This window comes from Actinacidiphila yanglinensis (genome assembly GCF_900107965.1).
GTDB lineage: Bacteria > Actinomycetota > Actinomycetes > Streptomycetales > Streptomycetaceae > Actinacidiphila > Actinacidiphila yanglinensis.
Window position 1 is genome coordinate 270,009 of record NZ_FNVU01000002.1, and the last position, 21,771, is coordinate 291,779.

Consider the following 21,771-nt stretch of genomic DNA (forward strand, 5'->3'; position numbering starts at 1 on the left):
GCAGCTCGTGCGTCAGTCCTCGAACGTGGCGGTCAGGGCGTCCGCCAGCCCCGGGACCAGATCCTTTCCGGTCAGCACCTCCGTGTCCGAGTCCTTCGCGCGGAGGCGGACCGCGGACTCGCGGGTACCGTCGCGCAGCACGCCGACCGTCATCCGTACCTCCTGGCGCTCGGGGTGGGCGGCGACCCAGGCGGTCAGGGCCTTGTCGTCCAGGTCCTCGGGAATGGCCGCCTCCGCGGACGGGGGCAGCATCAGCCGCTCCACGGTGAGCGCGCAGCCGGCGATCACGTCCGGCCAGGCGATGGTGGCGAGGAACTCGTCGAGGGCCTGCCCGGCGGGCAGCTCGTCCTGCTCGATGGGGGTCAGGCCGGCGGGTGCCGCGTCGTCGCCGTCCAGGCCGAGCTGGTCGGCGAGCGCGGGCTCGCTGGCGCGCAGCTTCGCGGTGTCGACAAGGGCGAACAGCCGGGCGGGGCGGTCCCAGCCGAGGCCCGACGCATAGCTGTCGATCTCCAGGACGGCGCGGGTCAGGGGGTTCGCCGCGAGCGGCGTACCTTCGGTCGCAGTGTTGGACATGTCAGTATCCTCCCCCTTCCCGGGCCGGAATCGGGAACCGGCCAATGCGTCGATAAGTTGCACCAGTGGGAGTCCGACTCGGGGCACCCCGAGATCACGACCAGTTCGAGGTGCGCACCTTGGTATTCGAGATGCCGGACCGCAGCGGAGGGCGGCCCGCACCGCGCTTCGCCTTCGGCCGCCCGTCCCGCGGCACCCGCACGCTGCTCATCACCGTGGTCGTGCTGGCCGTCCTGATGGTCGCGCTCGTGATGCTCGCGGGGCTCTGGACCGACCTGCTGTGGTATCGGTCGGTGCACTACTCCTCGGTGTTCGGCACCGTGCTGGGGACGAAGGTCGCCCTGTTCTGCGTCTTCGGCCTGCTGATGGCGCTCGCGGTCGGCGCGAACCTGTACCTGGCGCACCGGTTGCGCCCGCCGCTGAGCGCGATGTCGCCCGAGCAGCAGAACCTCGACCGCTACCGGATGGGCATCGCGCCCTACAAGAAGTGGGTCCTGATCGCGGTCAGCACGGTGGTCGGGCTGATCGCCGGCGGGTCGGCCACCGCCCAGTGGCGGCTGTGGCTGCTGTACGTGAACGCGACGCCGTTCCACACCAAGGACCCGCAGTTCCACAAGGACGTGTCGTTCTACACCTTCGACCTGCCCTGGTACCGCTTCCTGCTGGCGTTCGGCTTCGCCGCCGTGCTGCTGTCCCTGGTCGCCGCGGTCCTGGCGCACTACCTGTACGGGGGGCTGCGGATCACGTCCCCCGGAGCCCGGGCCACGGCGGCCGCGACCGGGCACCTGTCGGTCCTGCTGGGCCTGTTCGTCTCCCTGAAGGCGGTCGCCTACTGGCTGGACCGCTACGCGCTGGTGGTGAAGTCCAGCGGCCTGAAGGCCACCGACCACTGGACCGGCATGCGGTACGTGGACGCCAACGCCTACCTGCCGGCCAAGACCATCCTGTTCTCGATCGCGGTGATCTGCGCGCTGCTGTTCTTCGCCACCCTGTGGCGGCGCACCTGGACGCTGCCGACCATCGGCTTCGGCCTGATGGTGCTGTCGGCGGTGCTGATCGGCGGCCTGTACCCGGCGATCGTGCAGAAGTTCCAGGTCCAGCCGAACGAAGCGGCCAAGGAGGCGCCGTACATCCAGCGGAACATCGACGCGACCCGCGCCGCGTACGGCATCGACCACACCGTGGAGTCCGACTACAAGGGCACCAGCAAGACCCCCGCCGCCAAGCTGCGCGCCGATGCCGGCAGCGCGGCCTCCATCCGGGTGCTCGACCCCAACGTCGTCTCGCCGACCTTCCAGCAGAACCAGCAGTCCGGCAGCTACTACTCCTTCCCGTCCACCCTGGACGTCGACCGCTACACCGTCGACGGCAAGGAGCAGGACACCGTGGTCGGCGTCCGGGAGCTCAACGAGAAGGGCATCCCGGAGAACAACTGGATCAACGACCACTTCAAGTACACCCACGGCTACGGCATAGTCACGGCCAAGGGCACCACCGTGACCGGGAACGACCCCGATACGGCCACCGGTTCCGGCACCGGCTCCGGCGCATCGGGGGACTCCGACCGCAGCGGCCAGCCGGTGTACACCGAGCAGGGCCTGCCCACCACCGGTGCCCTCGGCCCGTACACGCAGGAGATCTACTTCGGCGAGCAGACCAAGCAGTACGCGATCGTCGACGGCCCCACCAAGGAGCTCGACTACGCCGAGAAGGACCACGAGGTGTCGACCTCGTACCGCGGCAAGGGAGGCGTCAGCCTCGACAGCCCGATCACCCGGGCCGCGTACGCGGTGACGTTCGGCGAGCCGAAGATCCTCTACTCGGGGGCGATCGGGCACGGTTCGCAGATCCTGTACAACCGCACCCCCAAGCAGCGCGTCGAGGCGGTCGCGCCCTGGCTGACGATCGACGGCGACCCGTATCCGGCGGTCGTCGGCACGCACGTGGAGTGGATAGTCGACGCCTACACCACGACCGACAACTACCCGTACTCCTCGCGCACCACGATGGGCGACACCACCACCGACTCGCTCACCGACAGCCAGGGATCGGTGGTGGCCCGGCAGAACCGGGTCAACTACATCCGCAACTCGGTGAAGGCCACCGTGGACGCCTACACAGGCGCCGTGACGCTCTACCAGTGGGACACCAAGGATCCGGTGCTCAAGACCTGGATGAAGGCCTTCCCGCACACGGTGAAGCCCAAGAGCGCCATCCCGTCGGCCCTGATGGCGCATCTGCGCTACCCGCAGGACCTGTTCAAGGTGCAGCGGCAACTGCTCACCCAGTACCACGTCACCACCGCCACGCAGTTCTACAGCGGCAGCCAGGTCTGGCAGGTGCCCGACGACCCCGCGTCCAAGTCCGGCAAGGCGGTGCCGCCGTACTACCTGAGCCTCAAGATGCCGGGCCAGAGCTCCCAGGAGTTCTCGCTCACCTCCACCTTCGCCCCCAACAAGCGCGGCAACCTGGCCGCCTTCGTCGCGGTGGACTCCGACGCCACCAGTCCGGACTACGGGAAGATGCGCTTGCTGGACATGCCGACCGACGATCCCGTGGACGGGCCGCGGCTGGTGCAGAGCAAGTTCAACTCCGACTCCGCCTACGCCCAGCAGATCTCGCGGCTGCGCGGCAAGGACTCCACCATCGAGTACGGCAACCTGCTCACCCTGCCGCTGGACGGCGGACTCCTCTACGTGGAGCCGGTCTACCTGCGCGGGGCGAACGTCGACTACCCGCTGCTGAAGAAGGTGTTCGTCAGCTTCAACGGTCGCAGCGCCTTCGACGACACCCTCGACGAGGCGCTGGACGACGTCTTCGGCCGCCAGGGCAGCCCGCCGCCGGCCTCGACCGGCTCCACCGCGCAACCGCCCCCGGCCGCCGGCTCGGCCGACCCCGCGGTCGAAGCGGCCCTGACACAGGCCCAGAAGGCGTACGACGACGCGCAGGCGGCCATGAAGAAAGGCGACTGGAAGGCGTACGGCGACGCCCAGAAGCGGCTCGGTACGGCGCTGCAGCAGGCGGAGGAGGCCGAGAAGAAAGCGGCGAGGGCGGGCAAGGGCGCCACGGCCTCGAAGGCGGGCTGATCAGGTGGCCTCCCGCGCCGTGGTACGGTTGGCACACAACGGCGCGGGGTGGAGCAGCTCGGTAGCTCGCTGGGCTCATAACCCAGAGGTCGCAGGTTCAAATCCTGTCCCCGCTACCAATACGGCCTGGGGTCTCAACAGACCCCGGGCCGTTTCTTCGTGTGCGCCGGGGGGTGGCCGCGGCCTCCGGCAAGCGCGAACCAGCGCTGGGGTCAAGGGAGTTCGGGCCACTTCACTTCTTCGTGTGACATCACGTTTACAACGTTTGGCGTGACGGCATGTCGGGAAGTCGACAAAACGCTGAAGTGACCGAGCGGCTTGCGGTATACCAGGTGTACGCCGCTGACAGGTGGTGCGACCATGGGGCTTATGGGGGACGGTGGGGGACTGCTGAACACTCGTCAGAGGGGTGAGGAGCCCGGGCCGGCGGGCCAGGAAGCCATGATTGTCGCCGAGTTGCTGCCCGCACCCCGCAGCGGCGGGTCCGCGACCCCCGACGCGGTCGCCGCCGACGGCGTGGCCACCACGCAGGCGCTGCTCAGCGAACTCCCCGACGAGGACACCCTCGCGATGCGCGAGGAGGCCGAGATCGAGGCCCGGCACCGGGCGGCCGCCGATGCCGGCGACCCCGGCGCGATGAGCGCGCTCGGCACCCTTCTGCTGCGCCGCGGCGACCTCGAAGGCGCGGAGCCCTACCTGCGCGGCGCCGTCCGCGACGGCGACCGCGCCGCCGCCAACAACCTCGCCCTGCTGCTGCACCAGCGCGGCCGCGCCGACGAGGCGGCCGGCTGGTGGCGGATCGCCGCCGTCGCCGGTTCCGCGCCCGCCGCACACGCCCTCGGCCGCCACCTGCGCGAGCGCGGCGACGAGCCCGGCGCCGAGTACTGGCTGCGTCAGGCGGCCGAGGCGGGCCACGCGCTGGGCGCCTACGCGCTCGCGGACCTGCTCGACCACCAGCGGGACACGGGCGCCGAGCGCTGGTTCCGCACCGCCGCCGAGCAAGGGCACCGCGAGGCCGCGTACCGGCTGGCCCGGATCTGCTCGGTCCGCGGCCAGGACGCCGAGGCGGAGCAGTGGTTCCGTCAGGCCGCGGCCAAGCGGCACCGCCGTGCCGCGCTCCGGCTGGGCACCCTGCTCGAGGAGCGCGGGGAGACCCAGGAGGCCGAGCGCTGGTACCTCACCGCCGCCCGCGACGGCGAGGCCCGCGCCGCCTGCGCGCTGGGCTTCCTGCTGCGCGACGCCGGGGACATCGACATGGCCGCGACCTGGTGGCGGCGCGCGGCGCAGGCCGGCGACGGCAACGCGGCGAACGCGCTGGGCGCGCTGCACGCCCAGGAAGGCGAGACGCAGACCGCCGAGCGCTGGTACCGCACCGCCATGGAGGCCGGTGACGTCAACGGGGCATACAACCTCGGTCTGCTCTGCGCGGGCAACGGGCGGGCCGTGCAGGCCGAGCAGTGGTACCGCAAGGCCGCGTACGCCGGGCACCGCGAGGCGGCCAACGCGGTCGCGGTCCTGCTGCTCCAGCGCGGGGACGCGGCCGGGGCCGAGCCGTGGTTCTCCAAGGCCGCGGAGGCCGGCAGCATCGACGCGGCCTTCAACCTCGGCATCCTGCACGCCTCCCGCGGCGAGGACGCCGCCGCCCGCCGGTGGTACGAGCACGCCGCCGCGGCCGGCCACGCCGAGGCCGCGCTCCAGGTCGCGATATTCCTCCAGCGCGAGGGCGACCACCACGGCGCGGAGCGGCACCTGCGCTGCGCGGCCGGCGGCGGCAGCCCCGAGGCGGCCTTCCGCCTCGGCGCGCTCCTCGACGGCCGCGAGGAGGGGCCCGCGGAGGCCGGCGAGGAGGCCGGGGAGTGGTACGAGCGGGCGGCGCGCCAGGGGCACCGGCGGGCCCAGGTGCGGCTCGGCATGGGCGCGGCCAAGCGCGGTGACGTGGTCGAGGCCGCGCACTGGTACCGGCTGGCGGCGGAAGCGGGGTCGCGCAACGGGGCGTTCAACCTCGGGCTGCTGCTCGCGAAGGAAGGGACCGAGGCCGAGGCCGCGCTCTGGTGGACCCGTGCGGCCGAGGCGGGACACGGGCGGGCGGCGCTGCGGATGGCGCTGCTGTCCGCTCGCCGCGGGGATCTTCCGGCCGCGCAGTCCTGGTGCGCCCGCGCGATCGACTGCGGGCCGCCGGAGGTGGCGGAGCGGGCGGCGCGGCTCATGGCGGCGGTTTCCCACGAGCTGACTGCGTAGGGGCTGGGCGGGTCCGCCCGGGTTGCCTGGCTGGGCCCGGTTTCCGGACCACCTTCCGGTGGGGGGTTCTCGCGCCGTTCCCCGCGCGCCTTCGGGGGCACGTCCCCTTGGTGCGGGCGGGCTCCTGCGGGGGTGCGGGGAAATGGATTTGGTGGGGTCGGGGGTGGGGGGTAAGGTAAAGGCACAACGACGCGGGGTGGAGCAGCTCGGTAGCTCGCTGGGCTCATAACCCAGAGGTCGCAGGTTCAAATCCTGTCCCCGCTACCACGTAGGACGTAAGCCCGAAAGCATCTGCTTTCGGGCTTACGTGTTGTTCGTGCAAAGTCCGGGTGAAGCTGCTTGGTGCGCGGCGGGCGGGGCGGGACGATGGAGGCGGAGAGGGAGCGCAAGGCCGGGAGGCGGGTTGCTGCGCAGGCGTGGTCGGGCAGCGGCAAGGGTGGACGCGTCCGCGGAGCGGATCGCGGAGGCGGCGCGGTGGGCCGCGTGGTGCGGCCGGGTGGTCGAGGAACGGCGCCCGGAGGACGTGAGGTTGCTGCTGGCGCGGCTGCGCGGGGTGGCCGCGGACGGCCCGCCGCAGGTGAGAGCCGTGGTGTCGGAGACGCTGGCGCAGGCCCCGGCCGTCCTGCTGCCGCTGCTGGACCGGTACGCGCGCGAGGGCCGTGGGGCGGGTGGTCCTGTCGCCGTGTCACCCGATCTGCTGGGCAGGCTCGTTGCCTCGCTGGCGCCCGACGGGAGGGTGCGGCAGGCGGCCGTGGAGGCGCTGGCGGCGTACGGCGGCCCGTTGCCCGCGGCGGCGCTCGCGGTGCGTGCGGCGGACTGGGTGCCGGAGGTCAGTGCGGGGGCGTGGGCCGCGCTGACGTCCCGAAGCGCCCCGGACGAGGCGCCCGCGGTGGTCGGGGTGCTGCTGGGGCTCCAGGCGCGCCGGCGCGCCCAGGGCCTGCTGGGGGAGTACCGGTCCGTACTGGCCGAGCCGGCGCAGCGGCGCGCGGTGCGGGCACTGGCCGCCCACGCCGACCCGCCGGTGCGCCGCTTCGGCGTCGAACTGGCCCTGGACCTGGGCGAGTACGTCCGCGGCGACCTGCTGCGTGCCGCGCTGTACGACACCGATCAGGTGTGCCGGCGGCTGTGCGCGCAGCGGCTGCTGGAGTTGGACCCGGAGCAGGCGGGGCGGCTGCTGTGGGCGCGGGGCGCGGGGGTGCGCGAACTGGCGGTCTCGGCGCTGCCCGCCGACGTGCCCGCCACGCGGCTGGTGGCGCCGCTGACCGACCGGGCCAGGATGGTGCGGGCGCAGGCCCGGTGGAAGCTCTACCAGCGCGGTGAGCCGCCCGCGGACGTCTACCGCAAGCAGTTGCGCAGGGCGGGGGCGAAGGCGGACGCGTCGCCGCGGCTGCTGGCCGGGCTCACCGCGGGTCTGGGGGAGTGCGGCGACCCGGTCGACGTGGGGCTGCTCGCCCGGCTGCTGCCCGATCCGCGGGCGGCGGTGCGCAGGGCGGCGGTCCGCGCGGTGGGGCGGTTGGCCAAGCCGTGCGAACTGGTGCCGCTGCTGGCCCCGTTGGCCAACGACCCGGACCCGGGCGTGGCCCGGCACGTGTTCGAGGCGCTGGCGCGGGTGCCGGAGGAGGTGCCGCCGGAGACGCTGTGGATCGGCCGGACCCGGACCGAGCCGGCGGTACGGCGGCTCGCGGAGCGGATCGGGGTGCGCGGTGCGAAGGGCTACACGCAGTCCGGGCAGAGCCCGCGGTAGGTGACCTCGGCCGCGGAGACGGTGAAGCCGAAGCGCTCGTCGGCCGGCAGGGCGGCGAGCGGGTCGCCGGTGGGGCGGACGTCGCGGACGGTGCCGCAGCGGGAGCAGACCAGGTGCTGGTGCGGGTGGTGGGCGTTCGGGTCGTACCGCTTCGCGCGGCCGTCGGTGGCCACCTCGATGACCTCGCCGATGGTCACCATCTCGCCGAGCGTGTTGTAGACGGTCGCCCGGGAGATCTCGGGCAGCCGGGCGGTCGCGCGGGCGTGGACCTCGTCAGCGGTGAGGTGCACGTGGTCGCCGTCGAGGACCTCGGCCACGACGCGCCGCTGGGCGGTGATCCGCCAGCCGCGTTCGCGCAGTCGTTCCAGCAGGTCGCTCATGTGTACCAGCCTAACAGTCGGGGTCCTGAAGACGAACGTGTCGATGGCTGGGTGCACTCTTGACTTAGACAATGTCCAGTGTAGGATCACCTCTGGTAAGTGATCGGACGTCGCGGTTCCAGGCCCTCCGCGGGCGGGCCGTCGCTTGACCGTAAGGCCGGAGGGGGCCGGACGCCGCTGGGCTCCGGCCCCCTTCGCCATGTCGCCGCTGTTCTCGTCGCCGTTACGCGGGCACGCCGGAGCGCACCGGCGCCCACAGCCGGATGATGTCGCGGACGGACACCACGCCCACCGGCTCGCGGCCGTCCAGCACGATCAGGTGCCTGAACTTGCCGTGCACCATGGCGGATGCGGCCTCCTCCAGGGTCCATTGAGGGGCGGCGAAGACGACGTCGGTCGTGGTGTGGGCGTGGGCGGGCTCGCCGTCGGGGTCGAGGTCGGCGCCGATCGCGTCGAGGATGTCGCGCTCGGTGAGGATCCCGAGCCCGCAGGTGTCGGGGTCGAGGACGATGGCCGCGCCGACCCGGCGGGCGGACATCAGCCGGGCGGCCTGGCGGAGGGTGTGGGTGGGGCCGATGGTCAGGACCACCGTGCTCATTGCGTCGCGGACCAGCATGTGGGGGCACCTCCAGGAGGGGTGAATCCGTCCGTGAGAGCCTTCCGGGGGCCCGGTAGGGCCTTCCGTGAATACTTTCACAAATTCACAAGCGGGGGTATTCTCATGGTCACATGCTGTTGCGGGTGAGGCAAGAGTCAGGAACGCCCCAGATATCCCAGCAACTCCTCATGCAAAAGCCCGTTCGATGCCGCCGCGTTGCCGCCGAACGGCCCCGACTCCCCTTCCAGCGAGGTGAATCGGCCGCCCGCTTCCCGCACGATCACGTCGTTGGCCGCCATGTCCCAGACGCTCAACTCCGGTTCCGCACAGATGTCCACGGATCCCTCGGCGACCATCATGTACGGCCAGAAGTCGCCGTATCCGCGGGTCCGCCAGCAGTTGCGGGTCAGGTGCAGGAAGCCCTCCATCCGGCCCGCCTCCTCCCAGCCGTGCAGCGAGGAGTACGCGAACGACGCGTCCTCCAGCCGGCCGACCCGGGAGACGTGCAGCCGGGTCGCCGACGACAGGCTGCGCCCGCTGTAGGCGCCGCTGCCCTTCGCCGCCCACCAGCGCCGGCCCAGCGCGGGCGCCGACACCACGCCGACCACCACCTCGTCGCCGCCCTCGCCGCGCACCGCCAGCGAGATCAGGGTCGCCCACACCGGCACGCCGCGCACGTAGTTCTTCGTGCCGTCGATCGGGTCGACGATCCACCGCCGCGTGCCGCTGCCCTCGCTGCCGTACTCCTCGCCGAGCACCGCGTCCCGCGGCCTGGCCCGGCCCAACTGGCTGCGGATCAGCTCCTCCGCGGCCTTGTCCGCCTCGGTCACCGGGGTCAGGTCGGGCTTGGTCTCCACCTTGAGGTCGATCGCCTTGAACCGCTCCATCGTCGCGGCGTCGGCGGCGTCGGCGAGCACGTGGGCCAGCCGCAGGTCGTCGTTGTAATCGGGCATGAGCCGAACAGTATCGATCCGGCCAGGGCCGCGACCATCAGGCCACAGGCCGCCCTTCGGCCGTGACGGAACCGGAACACGGACCGCCGAGGAGCCTTGACAGAGCGTCGGACCGCGTCAATTCTTTCGGCACGCCCGCTGTCCGCGACCCACGACGCCTGCGGTGTTGGGGAGGCAACGATGCCTACCGTGCGCGACTCGCTCCTCGAAGCGGCGTTCACCGCGCTCGCGGACCGGTCGTGGAACGAGATCCGCATGGTCGAGGTGGCCGCCGCCGCGGGCGTCTCCCGGCAGACCCTCTACAACGAGTTCCGCAGCAAGGACGGGCTGGCCCGCGCGCTGGTACGGCGTGAGACCGACCTCTACCTCGGCGGAGTCGACGAGGCGCTCGCCCGCGCCGGGCACGACGGCGGCGACGCGGGCGAGCGCTTCGCCGCCGCGGCCGGCTGGACGCTGCGCCGCGCCCGCGGCAGCCCGCTGGTGCGTGCCGCCCTCACCGGCGCCCGCCCGGCCCGCCTCCCGCTGCCCGACCTCGCCGACGCGCTGCGCACCCGCACCACCGCGTCGCTGATCCGCGCCTTCCCCCGGCTGCCGCCCGACGACGTCGCCTGGGCGTGCGACGCCGCGATCCGCCTCACCGTGTCGTACGTCCTCGCGCCCGCCCCCAGCGACGAGGACGCGTGCATCCGGGTCGCCCAGCTCGTCCGGAGCCTGCTGGTCCGGCCGCGCCGCTGACGCCGGATCAGCTCAGTGCGAGGAGCCGGAGATCTGGAGCCCGATGACGCCCAGGATCACCAGCGAGATCGAGACCAGCTTCAGCATGGAGACCAGGTCGCCGAGGAACGCCATGCCGTAGATGGCGGTGCCTGCCGCGCCGATGCCGGTCCACACCGCGTACGCCGGGCCGACGTCGAGTTTCTTCAGGGAGAGTGTCAGCAGGCCGAACGAGCCGAGGGCGAACAGGCAGAAGGCCACTGTCGGCCACAGCCTGCTGAAGCCGTGCGACAGCTTGAGGCACACCGCGAACCCCGTCTCGAAGAGCCCCGCGACCACCACGAGAAGCCAGGGCATCGGGTGCCTCCGTATCCGTATCCGTCGTTCCACCGTGCGTCGCACGCATGCGTCCGCAGCCGATCATCACACAGCCGGGCCGGGGAACCGATGGGGGTACCGTCAGTCGCCCTCGCGCCGCTCACGTGTCGCCAGCAGTCGCCGCAGCGAGTCGAGTCGGGCCGGCTCCGCGTGTCCCGCGGCCACCCAGGCGTCCAGCGCGCAGTCCGGCTCGTCGTGAGAGCAGCCGCGCGGGCACTCCTCGGTGCCCGGCAGCAGGTCCGGGAACGCCTGCACGACCCGGGACGGGTCGATGTGCGCCAGGCCGAAGGACCGCACCCCGGGAGTGTCGATCACCCACCCGGAGTCGCCCGGCAGCGGCAGCGCGAGCGCCGAGGTGGTGGTGTGGCGGCCGCGGCCGGTGACCGCGTTGACCACGCCGGTGGTCCGCTGCCGCTCCACCAGGGCGTTGACCAGCGTGGTCTTGCCGACCCCGCTGTGCCCGACGAGCGCGGTGACATGGCCGGCGAGCCGCTCGCGGATCTGGTCGACGCCGCCGGTCAGGAAGTCCTCCCGGTTGGTGACCACGTACGGCAGGTCCAGCGCGCCGTACGTCTCCAGCAGCGGCTCGGCCGGCGCCAGGTCGGACTTGGTGAGCACCAGCAGCGGGGTGAGCCCCGCGTCGTAGGCGGCGACCAGGCAGCGGTCGATCATCCGGGGGCGCGGCTCGGGGTCGGCGAGCGCGGTGACGATGGCGAGCTGGTCGGCGTTGGCGACCACCACCCGCTCGTAGGGGTCGGTGTCGTCGGCGGTGCGGCGCAGTACCGACGAGCGGCTCTCGACCCGGACTATCCGGGCCAGCGTGTCCTTGACGCCGGACAGGTCGCCGACCACCGCCACCCGGTCGCCGACCACCGCGGACTTGCGGCCCAGCTCGCGGGCCTTCATCGCGGTGACCTCGCGGTCCTCGACCAGGACGGTGAGCCGGCCGCGGTCGACGGTGAGCACCATGCCCTCGGCGGCGTCCTCGTGCTTGGGGCGGATCGAGGTGCGGGGGCGGGTGCCCCTGCTGTTGGGGCGGACCCGGATGTCGTCCTCGTCGGGGTTCTTTCCGTAGCGGCGCATGGCGGGCCCGTCAGCTCCGTCCCGCGCCGGCGACGGCCGTCCCGGGCGTCGCCCCGGGCCGGGCCAGCATCGCCGTCCACAGGTCGGCGAAGTCCGGCAGCGTCTTCGCGGTCGTCGCGATGTTCTCCACCTCGATGCCGGGGACGGCCAGACCCAGCACCGCGGCCGCGGTGGCCAGCCGGTGGTCGTCGTAGGTGCGGAACACCCCGCCGTGCAGCGGGCGGGGGCGGATGCGCAGGCCGTCCTCGGTCTCGGTGACGTCGCCGCCCAGCGCGTTCAACTCCGCGGCCAGCGCGGCCAGCCGGTCCGTCTCGTGCAGCCGCAGGTGGGCGATGCCGGACAGCTCCGAGTCGCCGTCGGCGAGCGCGGCCACCGCCGCGATCACCGGGGTCAGCTCGCCGACGTCCCCGAGGTCGGCGACGAGCGGGCGCAGCCGCCCGCTGCCGGCGAAGGTCAGGCCGTGGTCGGTGAGTTCGCAGGAGCCGCCCATCCGCGTGAAGAGGTCGCGCAGCGCGTCGCCCGGCTGCGAGGTGATGCGCGGCCAGCCCGGAATCGTGACCCGGCCGCCGGTGACCAGGGCGGCGGCCAGGAACGGCGCCGCGTTGGACAGGTCGGGCTCCACGGTCAGGTCGCGGCCCAGCAGCGCGCCCGCGGCGACCCGCCACACGTTGGCGGTCCCGCCGTACTGCGGGGCGTCGACCTTCGCGCCGGCCTTGCGCAGCATGTCGACGGTCATCCGGATGTGCGGCAGCGACGGCAGGGTGCGGCCGGTGTGCCGCAGCTCCAGGCCCTTGTTGAACCGCGGTCCCGACAGCAACAGGGCGCTGACGAACTGCGACGACGAGGACGCGTCGACGTCCACCGCCCCGCCGGCCAGCGATCCGGCGCCGTGCACGGTCATCGGCAGCGAGCCGCGGCCCTCGTCGTCGATCCGGGCGCCCAGCGCCCGCAGGGCGTCGATCACGCCGTGCAGCGGGCGCTCGTACGCCCGCGCGTCGCCCTGGAAGCGGACCGCGCCGTCGGCGAGCGCGGCCACCGGCGGCAGGAAGCGCATCACGGTGCCCGCGTTGCCGACGTCGACGGTGGCGGGGCCGTGCAGCCCGGCCGGGATGATCCGCCACGCCTCGCCGCCGTCGGGGTTCACCATCTCGTCGATCTGCACGCCCATGGCCCGCAGCGCGTCCGCCATCAACACGGTGTCCCGGCTGCGCAGCGGCCGGCGCAGCCATCCGGGCTCGGTGGACAGCGCGGCGAGCACCAGGGCGCGGTTGGTCACCGACTTCGAACCCGGCACCTGGACGGTCGCGTCCACGGCTGCGGGCGCGGTCGGGGCCGGCCACAGGTCGGTCTGCGCGGTGCTGTCGGTCATGGTCAGCAAGCGTAGTGGCTCGGGTACGGGGAGATAAGCCGGCGAATGCGGCGAAACCTACTGGAAACAGGGTGCTGTCAACCTCACGGACGCCCTGGCCTCGGCCGGGGCCGGGCGGCACCCCGCCCGGGGGCGCTGCGCCATCCCGCTGCCCCGGGCGCCGCGGCCCGGGCGGGGGACGCATCCGCGCCCCTGGAGCCGCCGGGACTACCGGACCAGCAGCCACCGGCCGCCCGCGAACAGCGAGCACAGCGCCACCACGTAGAACAGCAGCAGCCACAGCGCCGCCGGCGTGTGCGTCAGCCGGGCGAGCTGGTCCGCGTCCGAGGAACCGCTGCGGTCCCTGCGGCGCGAACTCTGGAGTTCGGCGACCGGCCGGGCGCCGCCCAGCAGCAGGAACCACACCACCAGGTACGCGAACGCGGCCTGCACCTGCGCCTTGGTCAGCCATGACACCAGCAGGAACAGCGCACCGGTGATGACGACGGTCAGCGCACCGTAGGCGTTGCGGATCATCACCAGCATCAGCAGGAGCAGCGCGGTCGCCCCCCACAGCAGGGCGGTGATGTGCCCGGCGGTCAGCAGGCCCGCCCCGGCCAGGCCGAGCAGCGGCGGCGCGGTGTAGCCGGCGGCAGCGGTCAGCACCATGCCGGGACCGTGCGGCCTGCCCTTGGAGACGGTCAGGCCCGAGGTGTCGGAGTGCAGGCGTATGCCCTGGAGCCGGCGGCCGGTCAGCAGCGCGAGCAGGCCGTGGCCGCCCTCGTGGGCGATGGTCACCGCGTTGCGGGTGACATGCCAGAGACCGCGTACCGTCACGGCGGCGAGGGCGATCAGCGCCGTCGCGCCCACCAGCCAGTGCGAGGGGGCGGTCTGCGTCCCGGTCAACCGGTCCCACATCTCGGTGATGCTCGCGACGTTCATGCAGCGCTCATTTCTCGTGCGTCTCCTGCGGTCCTCGGGAAGGGCTGTCAGTCGGGCCCACGGTCGTGGCAGTGTGGCAGCCATGTGCGGTCGATATGCGGCGAGCCGGAAACCCGACGATCTCGCCGACCTCTTCGAGGTCCGGAAATGGGACCCCACCGAGACCCTCGCGCCCGACTGGAACGTCGCCCCGACCAAGGACGTCTACGTCATACTCGACCGACCTGTGCGGGACTCCGGTTCCCCGGATCCGGTCCGCCAGTTGCGGGCGCTGCGCTGGGGCCTGGTGCCGTCCTGGGCCAAGACCCCCGAAGTCGGCGTGAAGCTGATCAACGCCCGGTCCGAGACCGCCGCCGAGAAGCCGTCCTTCCGCCGCGCGCTCGCCGCCCGCCGCTGCCTCCTGCCGGCCGACGGGTACTTCGAGTGGGTCACCGGCGTCCAGGAGCGCCGGCTGGAGGAGGAGGGCCGCAAGAAGCGCCCCCGCAAGCAGCCCTGGTTCGTCACCCCCGCCGACGGCTCGGTCTTCGCGATGGCCGGGCTGTACGAGTTCTGGCGCGACCGCAACCTGCCCGACGACCACCCACGCGCCTGGTGGGCCACCTGCACCGTGCTCACCACCGAGGCCGAGAGCACCGACCTGGCCGGCTACGACGGCAGCGGCCCGCGCGCGCTCGCCGACATCCACCCGCGGATGCCGCTGATGATGACCCCCGACCGCTGGGACGCCTGGCTGGACCCGGCCACCACCGACCCCGACGCGCTGGCCGGGCTGCTGTCCGCCCCACCCGCCGGCCTGCTGCGGGCCCACCCGGTCGGCACCGCGGTCAGCAACGTGCGCAACAACGGGCCGGAACTGGTGACGGAGCTGCCGGCGCCGGAGGAGGAGACGCTGTTCTGAGGGCGGCGGGGCCACCCGCGCCCCCGCCTCCTCCGGCCGCGACGCGTGTCCGCGCGTCCTCGGGCGGCGCAGGCTCTGGCAGGCTGGTGCGGTGCGCGAACCCCTCACGGAAACCGTCGAGACCCCGGCCGGCCCGGCCCGGATCACCTGGCACCGGCCCGCCGGCCGGGCGCGCTGCGTGCTGGCCCTCGGGCACGGCGCCGGCGGCGGCATCCAGGCCCACGACCTCGCGGCGCTGGCCGCCGCGCTGCCCGACCGGGGCGTGAGCGTCGCCCTGGTCGAGCAGCCCTGGCGGGTCGCCGGGAAGAAGATCGCACCGGCCCCCAAGACCCTCGACACCGGATGGACCGCGGCGTGGCCGCGGCTGGCCGGCCCCGGGCTGCCCGTGGTGGCCGGCGGGCGCAGCGCCGGGGCCCGGGTGGCGTGCCGGACCGCGCAGGCGCTGGGGGCGGCCGCGGTGCTCGCGCTGGCCTACCCGCTGCACCCGCCGGGCAGGCCGGAGAAGTCCCGCCTCGACGAGCTGGCCGGCGCCGCCGCGGTCCTGCCCGTGCTCGGCGTCCAGGGCGGGGCCGACGCCTTCGGGCGGCCCGAGGAGTTCCCCGAGGAGCACCGGCCGGTCGAGGTGCCCTACGGCGACCACGGATTCGCGGTGCCCAAGCGGGCGCCGGTCACCCAGGAGGCGGCACTCGCCCTGCTGACCGAAACCGTCGGGGACTGGCTCGCGGGGCTGGGGCACGCCGACCCCGCCTGAGCCGCCTCCACCCGCCGTGGTAGGCCGTACGGGCGTACTTCTCGTTCCCGGGAATGACGACAGCACCGGCGATGTTGTGCGAGTCGACAGGAGCCGCGACAGCGGCGTCCAAACAGGGTGAGAGAGGCAGCCGCATGGTTTCAGCCGCATGCCGGTCACGCGAGGAGGCCGTCGCACAGGTGGGCGCGCAGGTCGCGCCGCTCAGCGCCGGACAGGCCGCAGCAGCACCGTATCTGGACTGGACCCAGTGGCCTGCGAAGGACCGTGGCAAGGGCGCGACCGGCACGTCCTCCACCCGTGCAATATCCTCCCAAGCGGGCGGGTCCACTTCTGGGCACGCCGGCGTCATGGAGGAGGTGGGTGCGGTCACCGGCACCGACGACAGCACGGCGAACAACGCGGGTGCGTCCGGTTCGGAAGTGCCACCCGGGTCGAAGGCGACGGGTGAGGCACAGGAGAGCGAAGCGCAGCGCAGCGAGCGCTTCGAGCGGGATGCCCTGAACTTCCTCGACCAGATGTACTCGGCCGCGCTGCGGATGACCCGCAACCCGGCCGACGCGGAGGACCTGGTCCAGGAGACGTACGCCAAGGCGTACGCGTCCTTCCACCAGTTCCGCGAAGGCACGAACCTCAAGGCGTGGCTGTACCGCATCCTCACCAACAGCTTCATCAACTCGTACCGCAAGAAGCAGCGCGAACCGCTGCGCAGCGGTTCCGAGGAGATCGAGGACTGGCAGCTGGCACGGGCCGAGTCGCACATGTCGACCGGGCTGCGCTCCGCGGAGTCCCAGGCGCTGGACCACCTGCCGGACTCCGACGTGAAGACGGCGCTCCAGACGATCCCCGAGGAGTTCCGCATCGCGGTGTACCTCGCGGACGTCGAGGGCTTTGCCTACAAGGAGATCGCGGACATCATGGGTACTCCCATCGGCACCGTGATGTCGCGGCTGCACCGCGGGCGTCGCCAGCTTCGCGAACTGCTGGAGGACTACGCCCGGGACCGCGGGCTCGTCCCGGCGGGCGTGGCAGATGAGAAGGGCGCGGATTCATGAGCTGCGGCAACGCACATGAGACGGACTGCTCCGAGGTGCTCAATCACCTCTACGAGTACCTGGACGACGAGATGTCCGCCGATGCCTGCACCAAGTTCAAGGAGCACTTCGACGAGTGCCACCCCTGCTTGGAGAAGTACGGCCTCGAAGTCGCGGTCAAGAAGCTCGTGAAGCGCTGCTGCGGCTCCGACGACGTGCCCAGCGACCTGCGTTCCAAGGTGATGATGCGGATCGAGCTGGTCCGCCGCGGCGAGGCCGTGCCCGAGCAGGACGCGCTCAGCGCGGAACTCCCCACGACCGAGGCGCCCTCGGCGTGATCGCCCGACCTGTCGGAGTGTCCGACAGGTCGGCCCGAACCGGCGCTCAGCACCTGGCACCTCGTGCTCTGATGCCTGGCACATGACCGCCTGGTGGCCGTCAAGCCGCTCGACCGTAGATCACCCCTACGGGTGAGCGGCAGTGCCCCCTTCCGGCGTAATGGCCGCAAAGTCCTCATTGACGCCCGCTACGGCCCTATCCTCCTGAGTCTCGTACACCGACGTATCAGACGTACGGACAGGAGGCCGTCGCCGTGTCACCCGCGCACCGCCGCTCGCAGCCCCCCGCGGTCTGCTGGGGCCCCGCCTGCGCCCGCCGGGTCCGGCAGGAGGCGCAGCAGGCGACCGTGCAGGCGCTGCTGCAGGCCCTGGAGCTCAAGGACCCCTACACCAGGGGCCACAGCGAGCGGGTCGGCGACCTGGCCGCGCTCATCGCCGTCGAACTCGGCGCGCCCGCGGCCCGGGTGGAGGCGGTACGGCTCGGCGGCACCCTGCACGACATCGGCAAGCTCGCCGTCCCCACCGGCCTGCTGCGCAAGAACGGTCCGCTCACCGACGAGGAGCGCCGAGTGATCCAACTCCACCCGGGCGACGGCGATGGAGTGCTGCGCGGCATCGCGGTGCTCGGGGAGGCGCGCGCCGCGGTGCTGCACCACCACGAGCGGGTCGACGGCGCCGGGTACCCGTACGGGCTGAGCGGCGGCCGCATTCCGGAAGCGGCCAGGATCGTGGCTGTCGCCGACGCGTTCGACGCGATGACGTCCACCCGTTCGTACCGTTCGGCCCGGCCGGACGCGCCCGCGCTGGCCGAGTTGCGGCGGTGCGCCGGCACGCAGTTCGACCCGATGATGGTCGAGGCACTGGCCCGCGCGCTGGCGGCGCGACCGCCCGCCCCGGGGTTCTCCGGGCCTGCCGCACCGGCCACGCCCGAGCCGCTGCCGACGCTGTGCGGGGCCACCGCCGCGGTCGAGGGCCCCCTCCTGGCCAGGGTGGCCGCGCACCCTCCGACCTGGGCATGGTTGGATGCCGGTGCGAAGGGCAAGGGAGTTCGGTGAGGCCCCGCGTTCCGCATGCGGCGGGCTCGGGCTGAGACAACGGCCAGAATGTGCAAGGTTGGTGTCGTACAGGGTGGTACGGGCCGCATCGGGCAGACCGGCTGAGCGGGCAGGCGGGATACGACGTTGAAGATCTTCGGAAGAGTGCGGCACCGGCCGTCGCCCACGTGGCGCCAGGCCACCGACCGGGCGTTCACGCTGATCGACGACGGTCGCTACGAGGACGCCGGCGCGCTGCTCACCCGCGCCGCCGACCTGGAGCCCTGGCTGTCCGAGTCCTGGTACAACCTCGCGCTGCTGCACAAGTTCCGGCACGACTGGTCGCAGGCCCGCATCGCCGGGCTGCGCGCGGTCGCCCTGCTGGACCGCCCGGTCGGCGCCCCGGACTGGTGGAACCTCGGCATCGCCGCCACCGCGCTGCAGGACTGGCCGCTGGCCCGCCGCGCCTGGCAGGCGTACGGGCTGCGGATGCCGGCCGGCACCGCCGAGCGCATCGGCGAGGAGTCGGTGCGGCTCCCGCTGGGCAGCGCCGCGGTGCGGCTGTCCCCGGAGGGCGAGGCCGAGGTGGTCTGGGGCCGGCGGCTCGACCCGGCCCGCATCGAGGTGCTGTCCATCCCGCTGCCGTCCTCCGGCCGCCGCTGGGGCGAGGTGGTGCTCCACGACGGCGTGCCGCACGGCGAGCGCGCCACCGAGCGCGGTTCCGGTTCCTCGGTCTACCCGGTCTTCGACGAGATCGAGCTGTGGGCGCCGTCACCCGTCCCGACCTGGCTGGTGCTGCTCGAAGCCGGCACCCAGGCCGACCGCGACGCCCTGGAGCGGCTGGCCGCCGAGGCCGGATACGCCGCCGAGGACTGGTCCTCCTCGGTCCGGCTGCTGTGCCGCACCTGCTCCGAGAGCCGGATGCCCACCGACGACGGCTCCTCCGCCACCCGCGACCCGCACGACCACGGCGAACCCGGCCACCCCGGCCACCTCAGCCACCTCAGCCCCGCCGGGGAGGAACTCGGCTGGACCCCCGAGCGGGAGTGCGGCATCGCCGCCCCGGCCGGGCTGGTCCGCGGCCTGCTGGACGGATGGGTCGCCGACAGCCCGGACACCCGTGACTGGCGGGACCTCGAAGAGGTGTGCTGAGCGCCGCGAGAGCGGCATGGCGCCCTTGCGCGGTCCCGTACCCTGGGAAGGATCACCCACAGGTTCCGGGAAGGCGTACGGCGGAGATGGCCCAGCAGCACACCGAGCAGCAACTCGACTTCGTCGACGACGTGACCGACGCGGAGGCCCGCGAGGCGGCCCACCGCGAGCGCGGTACCGCCCGCCCGATCACCGTGGTCGGCAACCCCGTGCTGCACCGCGAGTGCAAGGACGTCACCGCGTTCGACGACAGCCTGGTCGCCCTGGTCGACGACATGTTCGCCTCGCAGCGCGCCGCCGAGGGGGTCGGCCTCGCCGCCAACCAGATCGGCGTCGACCTCAAGGTCTTCGTGTACGACTGCGCCGATGACGACGACGTCCGCCACGTCGGCGCCCTCTGCAACCCGGTCCCGGTCGAGCTCCCCGCCGACCGGCGGCGCCTCGACGACTCCAACGAGGGCTGCCTGTCCGTCCCCGGCGCCTACATGGAACTCGCCCGCCCCGACTACGCGATCGTCCGCGGCCAGGACCTCCAGGGCAACCCGATCGTCGTCCAGGGCACCGGTTACTTCGCGCGCTGCCTCCAGCACGAGACGGACCACCTGTACGGGCGGCTCTACATCGACCGCCTCAGCAAGCGCGACCGCAAGGACGTCCTGCGCCAGATGGCCGAGGCGACCCCGAAGTTCGAGACGGTCCCGAACGACTGACGCACGCTCAGCGGTTGACCGTCTGGTCCTCGCGCACCGTGACCTGGAACTGCTTGCTGGACTGGCCGTTCGGCAGCCCCGGGGCGCTGGGCGGCCCGTCGGGGTCGGCGGACGGGGTCCAGGTGACCTTCCAGACGACGCTCGCCTTCAGCGGGTACCCGCCGTTCGGTGACGCCTTGTCGTAGGTCACGTTGCACGCGGCGTCCTTGGTGTTCACGCTGTACTTCCCGCCGGATGCCTTCAGGTCGTACGTGCAGCTCTGCGGGTCCGCGTAGTCCGTGCCGGCGTCCACGGTCAGCTGCACGGGAACGGCCGTGGTCGTCGCCGCCACGTGCACCCCGAAGTCCGCGTTGTCCAGGCTCGCGGTCACCCACACCTTCGGCAGCGCCTTGTCGAAGGCGATTTCCGTGTCCAGGTTCACGAGTTGGTTCTGGGCGAGGGGGCGCAGCGTAATGTCCGGCTTCGGCAGGACCGTCTGGTTGAACGCGAGCCCGGCGAGGGTTTTGGGGTCGACCTTGGGGATGTCGGGGGTCGAGGGCTGGTCGGGGGGGATCCATTTCCAGGGGTCGAGGGCTGTGCACGCGCCGGCCTGAGACGTGTCAGGGATGATCAACTGATACCAAGCACCTTTGTCGCCCTTGTGGAAGTCGTCGGCGCCGTATTGCTGTCCCATTGTCTCCCAAGCCGACCCCGTCACGTAGTGACCGTTGATGAAGTCGGAGAATTGGGTCGGTGTGAACTCGGGCTCGTACCAGCACGGGGGAGGGGACCAGTTGGACGTCGCTGGAGCGGTCATCTGGACGCCCGGCCCGTGGTAGCTCTTGTTGTAGTTGACCTTCGACTGGATCGTCTCCGGAGAAGGGGACTTGGGCGGAGATTGCGGAGGCTTTTTGGTTCCCCCGGGACTCTCTCCCGCAATGGCGCTGCTCGGGCCTGTGGATGCGAGCAGCGCGCAACCCGTGGCCAGAAGGCAGGTCACGAGACGAGGAAGGCTGTGCTTCATCGCACGCATTCGGCGGCTCCCTGCTTGGATGTATAGGTTGCTGCCTTCCATGTGCCGTCTTTGTCCTTGCGCATGAACGACGTGTGCAGGATGAAGTCATCAGAACTGAGCGTGGTCTTCAAGACTTTTCCGGTCTTGATGTCCTTGTCGTAGAAGTAGCGCTGGTCCTCGCAGAAGGTCACACCGGCGTTGGCTCCGTTGAGGACGACCTTTCGGTTGTATTCGTGCAGCGTGCCGCTCACGGAGTGGCCGTTCTTCTTGAACGCGTCGATCGACTCGTCCCATGTCTCAAGGGCGCTCTCGGACATGTAAGACGTGAGGAGCGGGAAATTCTTGTCCTGCTTGGTCACGGCGAGGAAAGCGGCTTCAACGCCGTACCCCTGGTCGCGCAGAATCGCGTCCTTCGTCGCGTCGCCCGTGGTGTCCGGGTCGATCGTGATCTTGACGTCGCTCGGGAGGTCGAACTTGGGCGCCCCGGAGCTCGCCGCAGGCGTGGTCGGGGGAGGCGTCGTCGTCGCGGTGGTCGCACTCGGGGTCGGGCTCGACGCGATCTTGTCGTCGTGGCCGCCGCCCCCGCACGCGCTCAGGAGCAGCGCCGCCGCGGTCAACGTGCCCGCCGCGGCGGTGATCTTGGTTCGTGGTGCCATGGTGTTGCCAGTCTCCCGTGGTCAGAGTGCGCAGGTGTGACGGGAGTGACGGGCGAAGCCGCGCCGAGGAGTTGGTGTGTGCAGAGCCCCCCCGGGCCGGCCGTCCTTCACCGTGGCCACATTCTGCAACGTTCGGTGCCCTACGTTAGCTGTCGTCACACGGCGCAGTC

Annotated in this window: 21 protein-coding genes and 2 tRNA genes; 13 read left to right on the forward strand and 10 right to left on the reverse strand. The window is 72.2% G+C overall.

Annotated elements, in window-relative coordinates; genetic code table 11:
- Window positions 1-12: 12 nt before the first annotated feature.
- Window positions 13-573, reverse strand: a complete 561-nt coding sequence (locus C4U44_RS05155; RefSeq protein WP_103884406.1) for a PPA1309 family protein — start codon at window positions 571-573, stop codon at window positions 13-15.
- A gap of 131 nt (window positions 574-704) precedes the next feature.
- Between C4U44_RS05155 and C4U44_RS05160 the strand changes: the two genes are divergently transcribed.
- The 5 genes from C4U44_RS05160 to C4U44_RS05180 all read left to right on the forward strand — a co-directional run bounded on the left by C4U44_RS05160 (window position 705) and on the right by C4U44_RS05180 (window position 7,641).
- Window positions 705-3,659 (forward strand): UPF0182 family membrane protein, encoded by a 2,955-nt coding sequence (locus C4U44_RS05160; protein WP_103884755.1) that lies wholly within the window; start codon window positions 705-707, stop codon window positions 3,657-3,659.
- A gap of 42 nt (window positions 3,660-3,701) precedes the next feature.
- A tRNA-Met gene (locus tag C4U44_RS05165) sits at window positions 3,702-3,778 on the forward strand.
- A 451-nt stretch (window positions 3,779-4,229) separates the two neighbouring features.
- Window positions 4,230-5,897, forward strand: coding sequence for a tetratricopeptide repeat protein (locus C4U44_RS05170; protein ID WP_235031873.1), 1,668 nt, complete (start codon window positions 4,230-4,232; stop codon window positions 5,895-5,897).
- Between the two features lie 190 nt (window positions 5,898-6,087).
- Window positions 6,088-6,164, forward strand: a tRNA-Met gene (locus C4U44_RS05175).
- 169 nt (window positions 6,165-6,333) lie between these two features.
- Complete coding sequence (locus C4U44_RS05180) at window positions 6,334-7,641, forward strand: HEAT repeat domain-containing protein (protein WP_235031814.1); 1,308 nt, start codon at window positions 6,334-6,336, stop codon at window positions 7,639-7,641.
- On the opposite strand, the gene C4U44_RS05185 is transcribed toward C4U44_RS05180, so the two are convergent.
- The 3 genes from C4U44_RS05185 to hisN all read right to left on the reverse strand — a co-directional run bounded on the left by C4U44_RS05185 (window position 7,611) and on the right by hisN (window position 9,572).
- Window positions 7,611-8,021, reverse strand: a complete 411-nt coding sequence (locus C4U44_RS05185) for a Fur family transcriptional regulator (RefSeq protein ID WP_103884408.1) — start codon at window positions 8,019-8,021, stop codon at window positions 7,611-7,613. The two genes, C4U44_RS05180 and C4U44_RS05185, sit on opposite strands and share 31 nt — an antisense overlap.
- Before the next feature lie 223 nt (window positions 8,022-8,244).
- The gene (locus C4U44_RS05190) at window positions 8,245-8,637 is read right to left on the reverse strand and encodes a CBS domain-containing protein (protein WP_103884409.1); all 393 of its coding nucleotides are present in this window, start codon (window positions 8,635-8,637) and stop codon (window positions 8,245-8,247) included.
- A 137-nt stretch (window positions 8,638-8,774) separates the two neighbouring features.
- Entirely contained in the window at window positions 8,775-9,572 is a 798-nt protein-coding gene (gene hisN, locus C4U44_RS05195) for a histidinol-phosphatase (protein ID WP_103884410.1), read from the reverse strand.
- A 180-nt stretch (window positions 9,573-9,752) separates the two neighbouring features.
- Between hisN and C4U44_RS05200 the strand changes: the two genes are divergently transcribed.
- Window positions 9,753-10,307 carry a TetR/AcrR family transcriptional regulator gene (locus C4U44_RS05200; protein WP_103884411.1) on the forward strand — a complete coding sequence of 185 codons (555 nt, stop codon included), beginning with the start codon at window positions 9,753-9,755 and terminating at the stop codon, window positions 10,305-10,307.
- Between the two features lie 12 nt (window positions 10,308-10,319).
- Here the strand turns inward: C4U44_RS05200 and C4U44_RS05205 are convergent, their stop codons facing one another.
- From C4U44_RS05205 to C4U44_RS05220, 4 genes are all read right to left on the reverse strand, one after another.
- Entirely contained in the window at window positions 10,320-10,643 is a 324-nt protein-coding gene (locus C4U44_RS05205; RefSeq protein ID WP_103884412.1) for a DMT family transporter, read from the reverse strand.
- Between the two features lie 102 nt (window positions 10,644-10,745).
- On the reverse strand, window positions 10,746-11,747 hold the full coding sequence (rsgA, locus tag C4U44_RS05210) for a ribosome small subunit-dependent GTPase A (protein ID WP_103884413.1): 1,002 nt from the start codon (window positions 11,745-11,747) through the stop codon (window positions 10,746-10,748).
- A 10-nt stretch (window positions 11,748-11,757) separates the two neighbouring features.
- Window positions 11,758-13,116, reverse strand: coding sequence for a 3-phosphoshikimate 1-carboxyvinyltransferase (gene aroA / locus C4U44_RS05215; RefSeq protein ID WP_103884757.1), 1,359 nt, complete (start codon window positions 13,114-13,116; stop codon window positions 11,758-11,760).
- 207 nt (window positions 13,117-13,323) lie between these two features.
- Window positions 13,324-14,037, reverse strand: coding sequence for a M50 family metallopeptidase (locus C4U44_RS05220; protein ID WP_103884414.1), 714 nt, complete (start codon window positions 14,035-14,037; stop codon window positions 13,324-13,326).
- A gap of 82 nt (window positions 14,038-14,119) precedes the next feature.
- Between C4U44_RS05220 and C4U44_RS05225 the strand changes: the two genes are divergently transcribed.
- The 7 genes from C4U44_RS05225 to def all read left to right on the forward strand — a co-directional run bounded on the left by C4U44_RS05225 (window position 14,120) and on the right by def (window position 19,951).
- Window positions 14,120-14,935: an SOS response-associated peptidase gene (locus C4U44_RS05225; RefSeq protein ID WP_103884415.1), complete on the forward strand. Its 816-nt coding sequence runs from the start codon at window positions 14,120-14,122 to the stop codon at window positions 14,933-14,935.
- A 91-nt stretch (window positions 14,936-15,026) separates the two neighbouring features.
- Window positions 15,027-15,686: an alpha/beta hydrolase family protein gene (locus tag C4U44_RS05230; protein ID WP_103884416.1), complete on the forward strand. Its 660-nt coding sequence runs from the start codon at window positions 15,027-15,029 to the stop codon at window positions 15,684-15,686.
- A 356-nt stretch (window positions 15,687-16,042) separates the two neighbouring features.
- Window positions 16,043-16,738, forward strand: a complete 696-nt coding sequence (locus C4U44_RS05235) for a sigma-70 family RNA polymerase sigma factor (RefSeq protein WP_407642793.1) — start codon at window positions 16,043-16,045, stop codon at window positions 16,736-16,738.
- The gene (gene rsrA / locus C4U44_RS05240) at window positions 16,735-17,055 is read left to right on the forward strand and encodes a mycothiol system anti-sigma-R factor (protein ID WP_103884418.1); all 321 of its coding nucleotides are present in this window, start codon (window positions 16,735-16,737) and stop codon (window positions 17,053-17,055) included. Before C4U44_RS05235 ends, rsrA begins: the two co-directional genes overlap by 4 nt.
- Before the next feature lie 254 nt (window positions 17,056-17,309).
- Window positions 17,310-18,110 carry an HD-GYP domain-containing protein gene (locus tag C4U44_RS05245; RefSeq protein ID WP_103884419.1) on the forward strand — a complete coding sequence of 267 codons (801 nt, stop codon included), beginning with the start codon at window positions 17,310-17,312 and terminating at the stop codon, window positions 18,108-18,110.
- 126 nt (window positions 18,111-18,236) lie between these two features.
- Window positions 18,237-19,241 (forward strand): tetratricopeptide repeat protein, encoded by a 1,005-nt coding sequence (locus tag C4U44_RS05250; RefSeq protein ID WP_103884420.1) that lies wholly within the window; start codon window positions 18,237-18,239, stop codon window positions 19,239-19,241.
- Between the two features lie 86 nt (window positions 19,242-19,327).
- Complete coding sequence (gene def / locus C4U44_RS05255) at window positions 19,328-19,951, forward strand: peptide deformylase (protein WP_103884421.1); 624 nt, start codon at window positions 19,328-19,330, stop codon at window positions 19,949-19,951.
- Between the two features lie 7 nt (window positions 19,952-19,958).
- Here the strand turns inward: def and C4U44_RS05260 are convergent, their stop codons facing one another.
- A complete protein-coding gene (locus C4U44_RS05260; protein ID WP_146088198.1) occupies window positions 19,959-20,624 on the reverse strand; it encodes a hypothetical protein in 666 nt (221 codons plus the stop codon).
- 326 nt (window positions 20,625-20,950) lie between these two features.
- Entirely contained in the window at window positions 20,951-21,601 is a 651-nt protein-coding gene (locus C4U44_RS41425; RefSeq protein WP_160144976.1) for a hypothetical protein, read from the reverse strand.
- Window positions 21,602-21,771 lie beyond the last annotated feature (170 nt).

Excerpts from the sequence above, each read along its gene's own strand:
- C4U44_RS05155 (WP_103884406.1), bottom strand. The coding sequence starts at position 573 with ATGTCCAACACTGCGACCGAAGGTACGCCGCTCGCGGCGAACCCCCTG.
- C4U44_RS05160 (WP_103884755.1), top strand. The coding sequence starts at position 705 with ATGCCGGACCGCAGCGGAGGGCGGCCCGCACCGCGCTTCGCCTTCGGC.
- C4U44_RS05170 (WP_235031873.1), top strand. The coding sequence starts at position 4,230 with ATGCGCGAGGAGGCCGAGATCGAGGCCCGGCACCGGGCGGCCGCCGAT.
- C4U44_RS05185 (WP_103884408.1), bottom strand. The coding sequence starts at position 8,021 with ATGAGCGACCTGCTGGAACGACTGCGCGAACGCGGCTGGCGGATCACC.
- C4U44_RS05190 (WP_103884409.1), bottom strand. The coding sequence starts at position 8,637 with ATGCTGGTCCGCGACGCAATGAGCACGGTGGTCCTGACCATCGGCCCC.
- hisN (WP_103884410.1), bottom strand. The coding sequence starts at position 9,572 with ATGCCCGATTACAACGACGACCTGCGGCTGGCCCACGTGCTCGCCGAC.
- C4U44_RS05200 (WP_103884411.1), top strand. The coding sequence starts at position 9,753 with ATGCCTACCGTGCGCGACTCGCTCCTCGAAGCGGCGTTCACCGCGCTC.
- C4U44_RS05205 (WP_103884412.1), bottom strand. The coding sequence starts at position 10,643 with ATGCCCTGGCTTCTCGTGGTGGTCGCGGGGCTCTTCGAGACGGGGTTC.
- rsgA (WP_103884413.1), bottom strand. The coding sequence starts at position 11,747 with ATGCGCCGCTACGGAAAGAACCCCGACGAGGACGACATCCGGGTCCGC.
- aroA (WP_103884757.1), bottom strand. The coding sequence starts at position 13,116 with ATGACCGACAGCACCGCGCAGACCGACCTGTGGCCGGCCCCGACCGCG.
- C4U44_RS05220 (WP_103884414.1), bottom strand. The coding sequence starts at position 14,037 with ATGAACGTCGCGAGCATCACCGAGATGTGGGACCGGTTGACCGGGACG.
- C4U44_RS05225 (WP_103884415.1), top strand. The coding sequence starts at position 14,120 with ATGTGCGGTCGATATGCGGCGAGCCGGAAACCCGACGATCTCGCCGAC.
- rsrA (WP_103884418.1), top strand. The coding sequence starts at position 16,735 with ATGAGCTGCGGCAACGCACATGAGACGGACTGCTCCGAGGTGCTCAAT.
- def (WP_103884421.1), top strand. The coding sequence starts at position 19,328 with ATGGCCCAGCAGCACACCGAGCAGCAACTCGACTTCGTCGACGACGTG.
- C4U44_RS05260 (WP_146088198.1), bottom strand. The coding sequence starts at position 20,624 with ATGGGACAGCAATACGGCGCCGACGACTTCCACAAGGGCGACAAAGGT.
- C4U44_RS41425 (WP_160144976.1), bottom strand. The coding sequence starts at position 21,601 with ATGGCACCACGAACCAAGATCACCGCCGCGGCGGGCACGTTGACCGCG.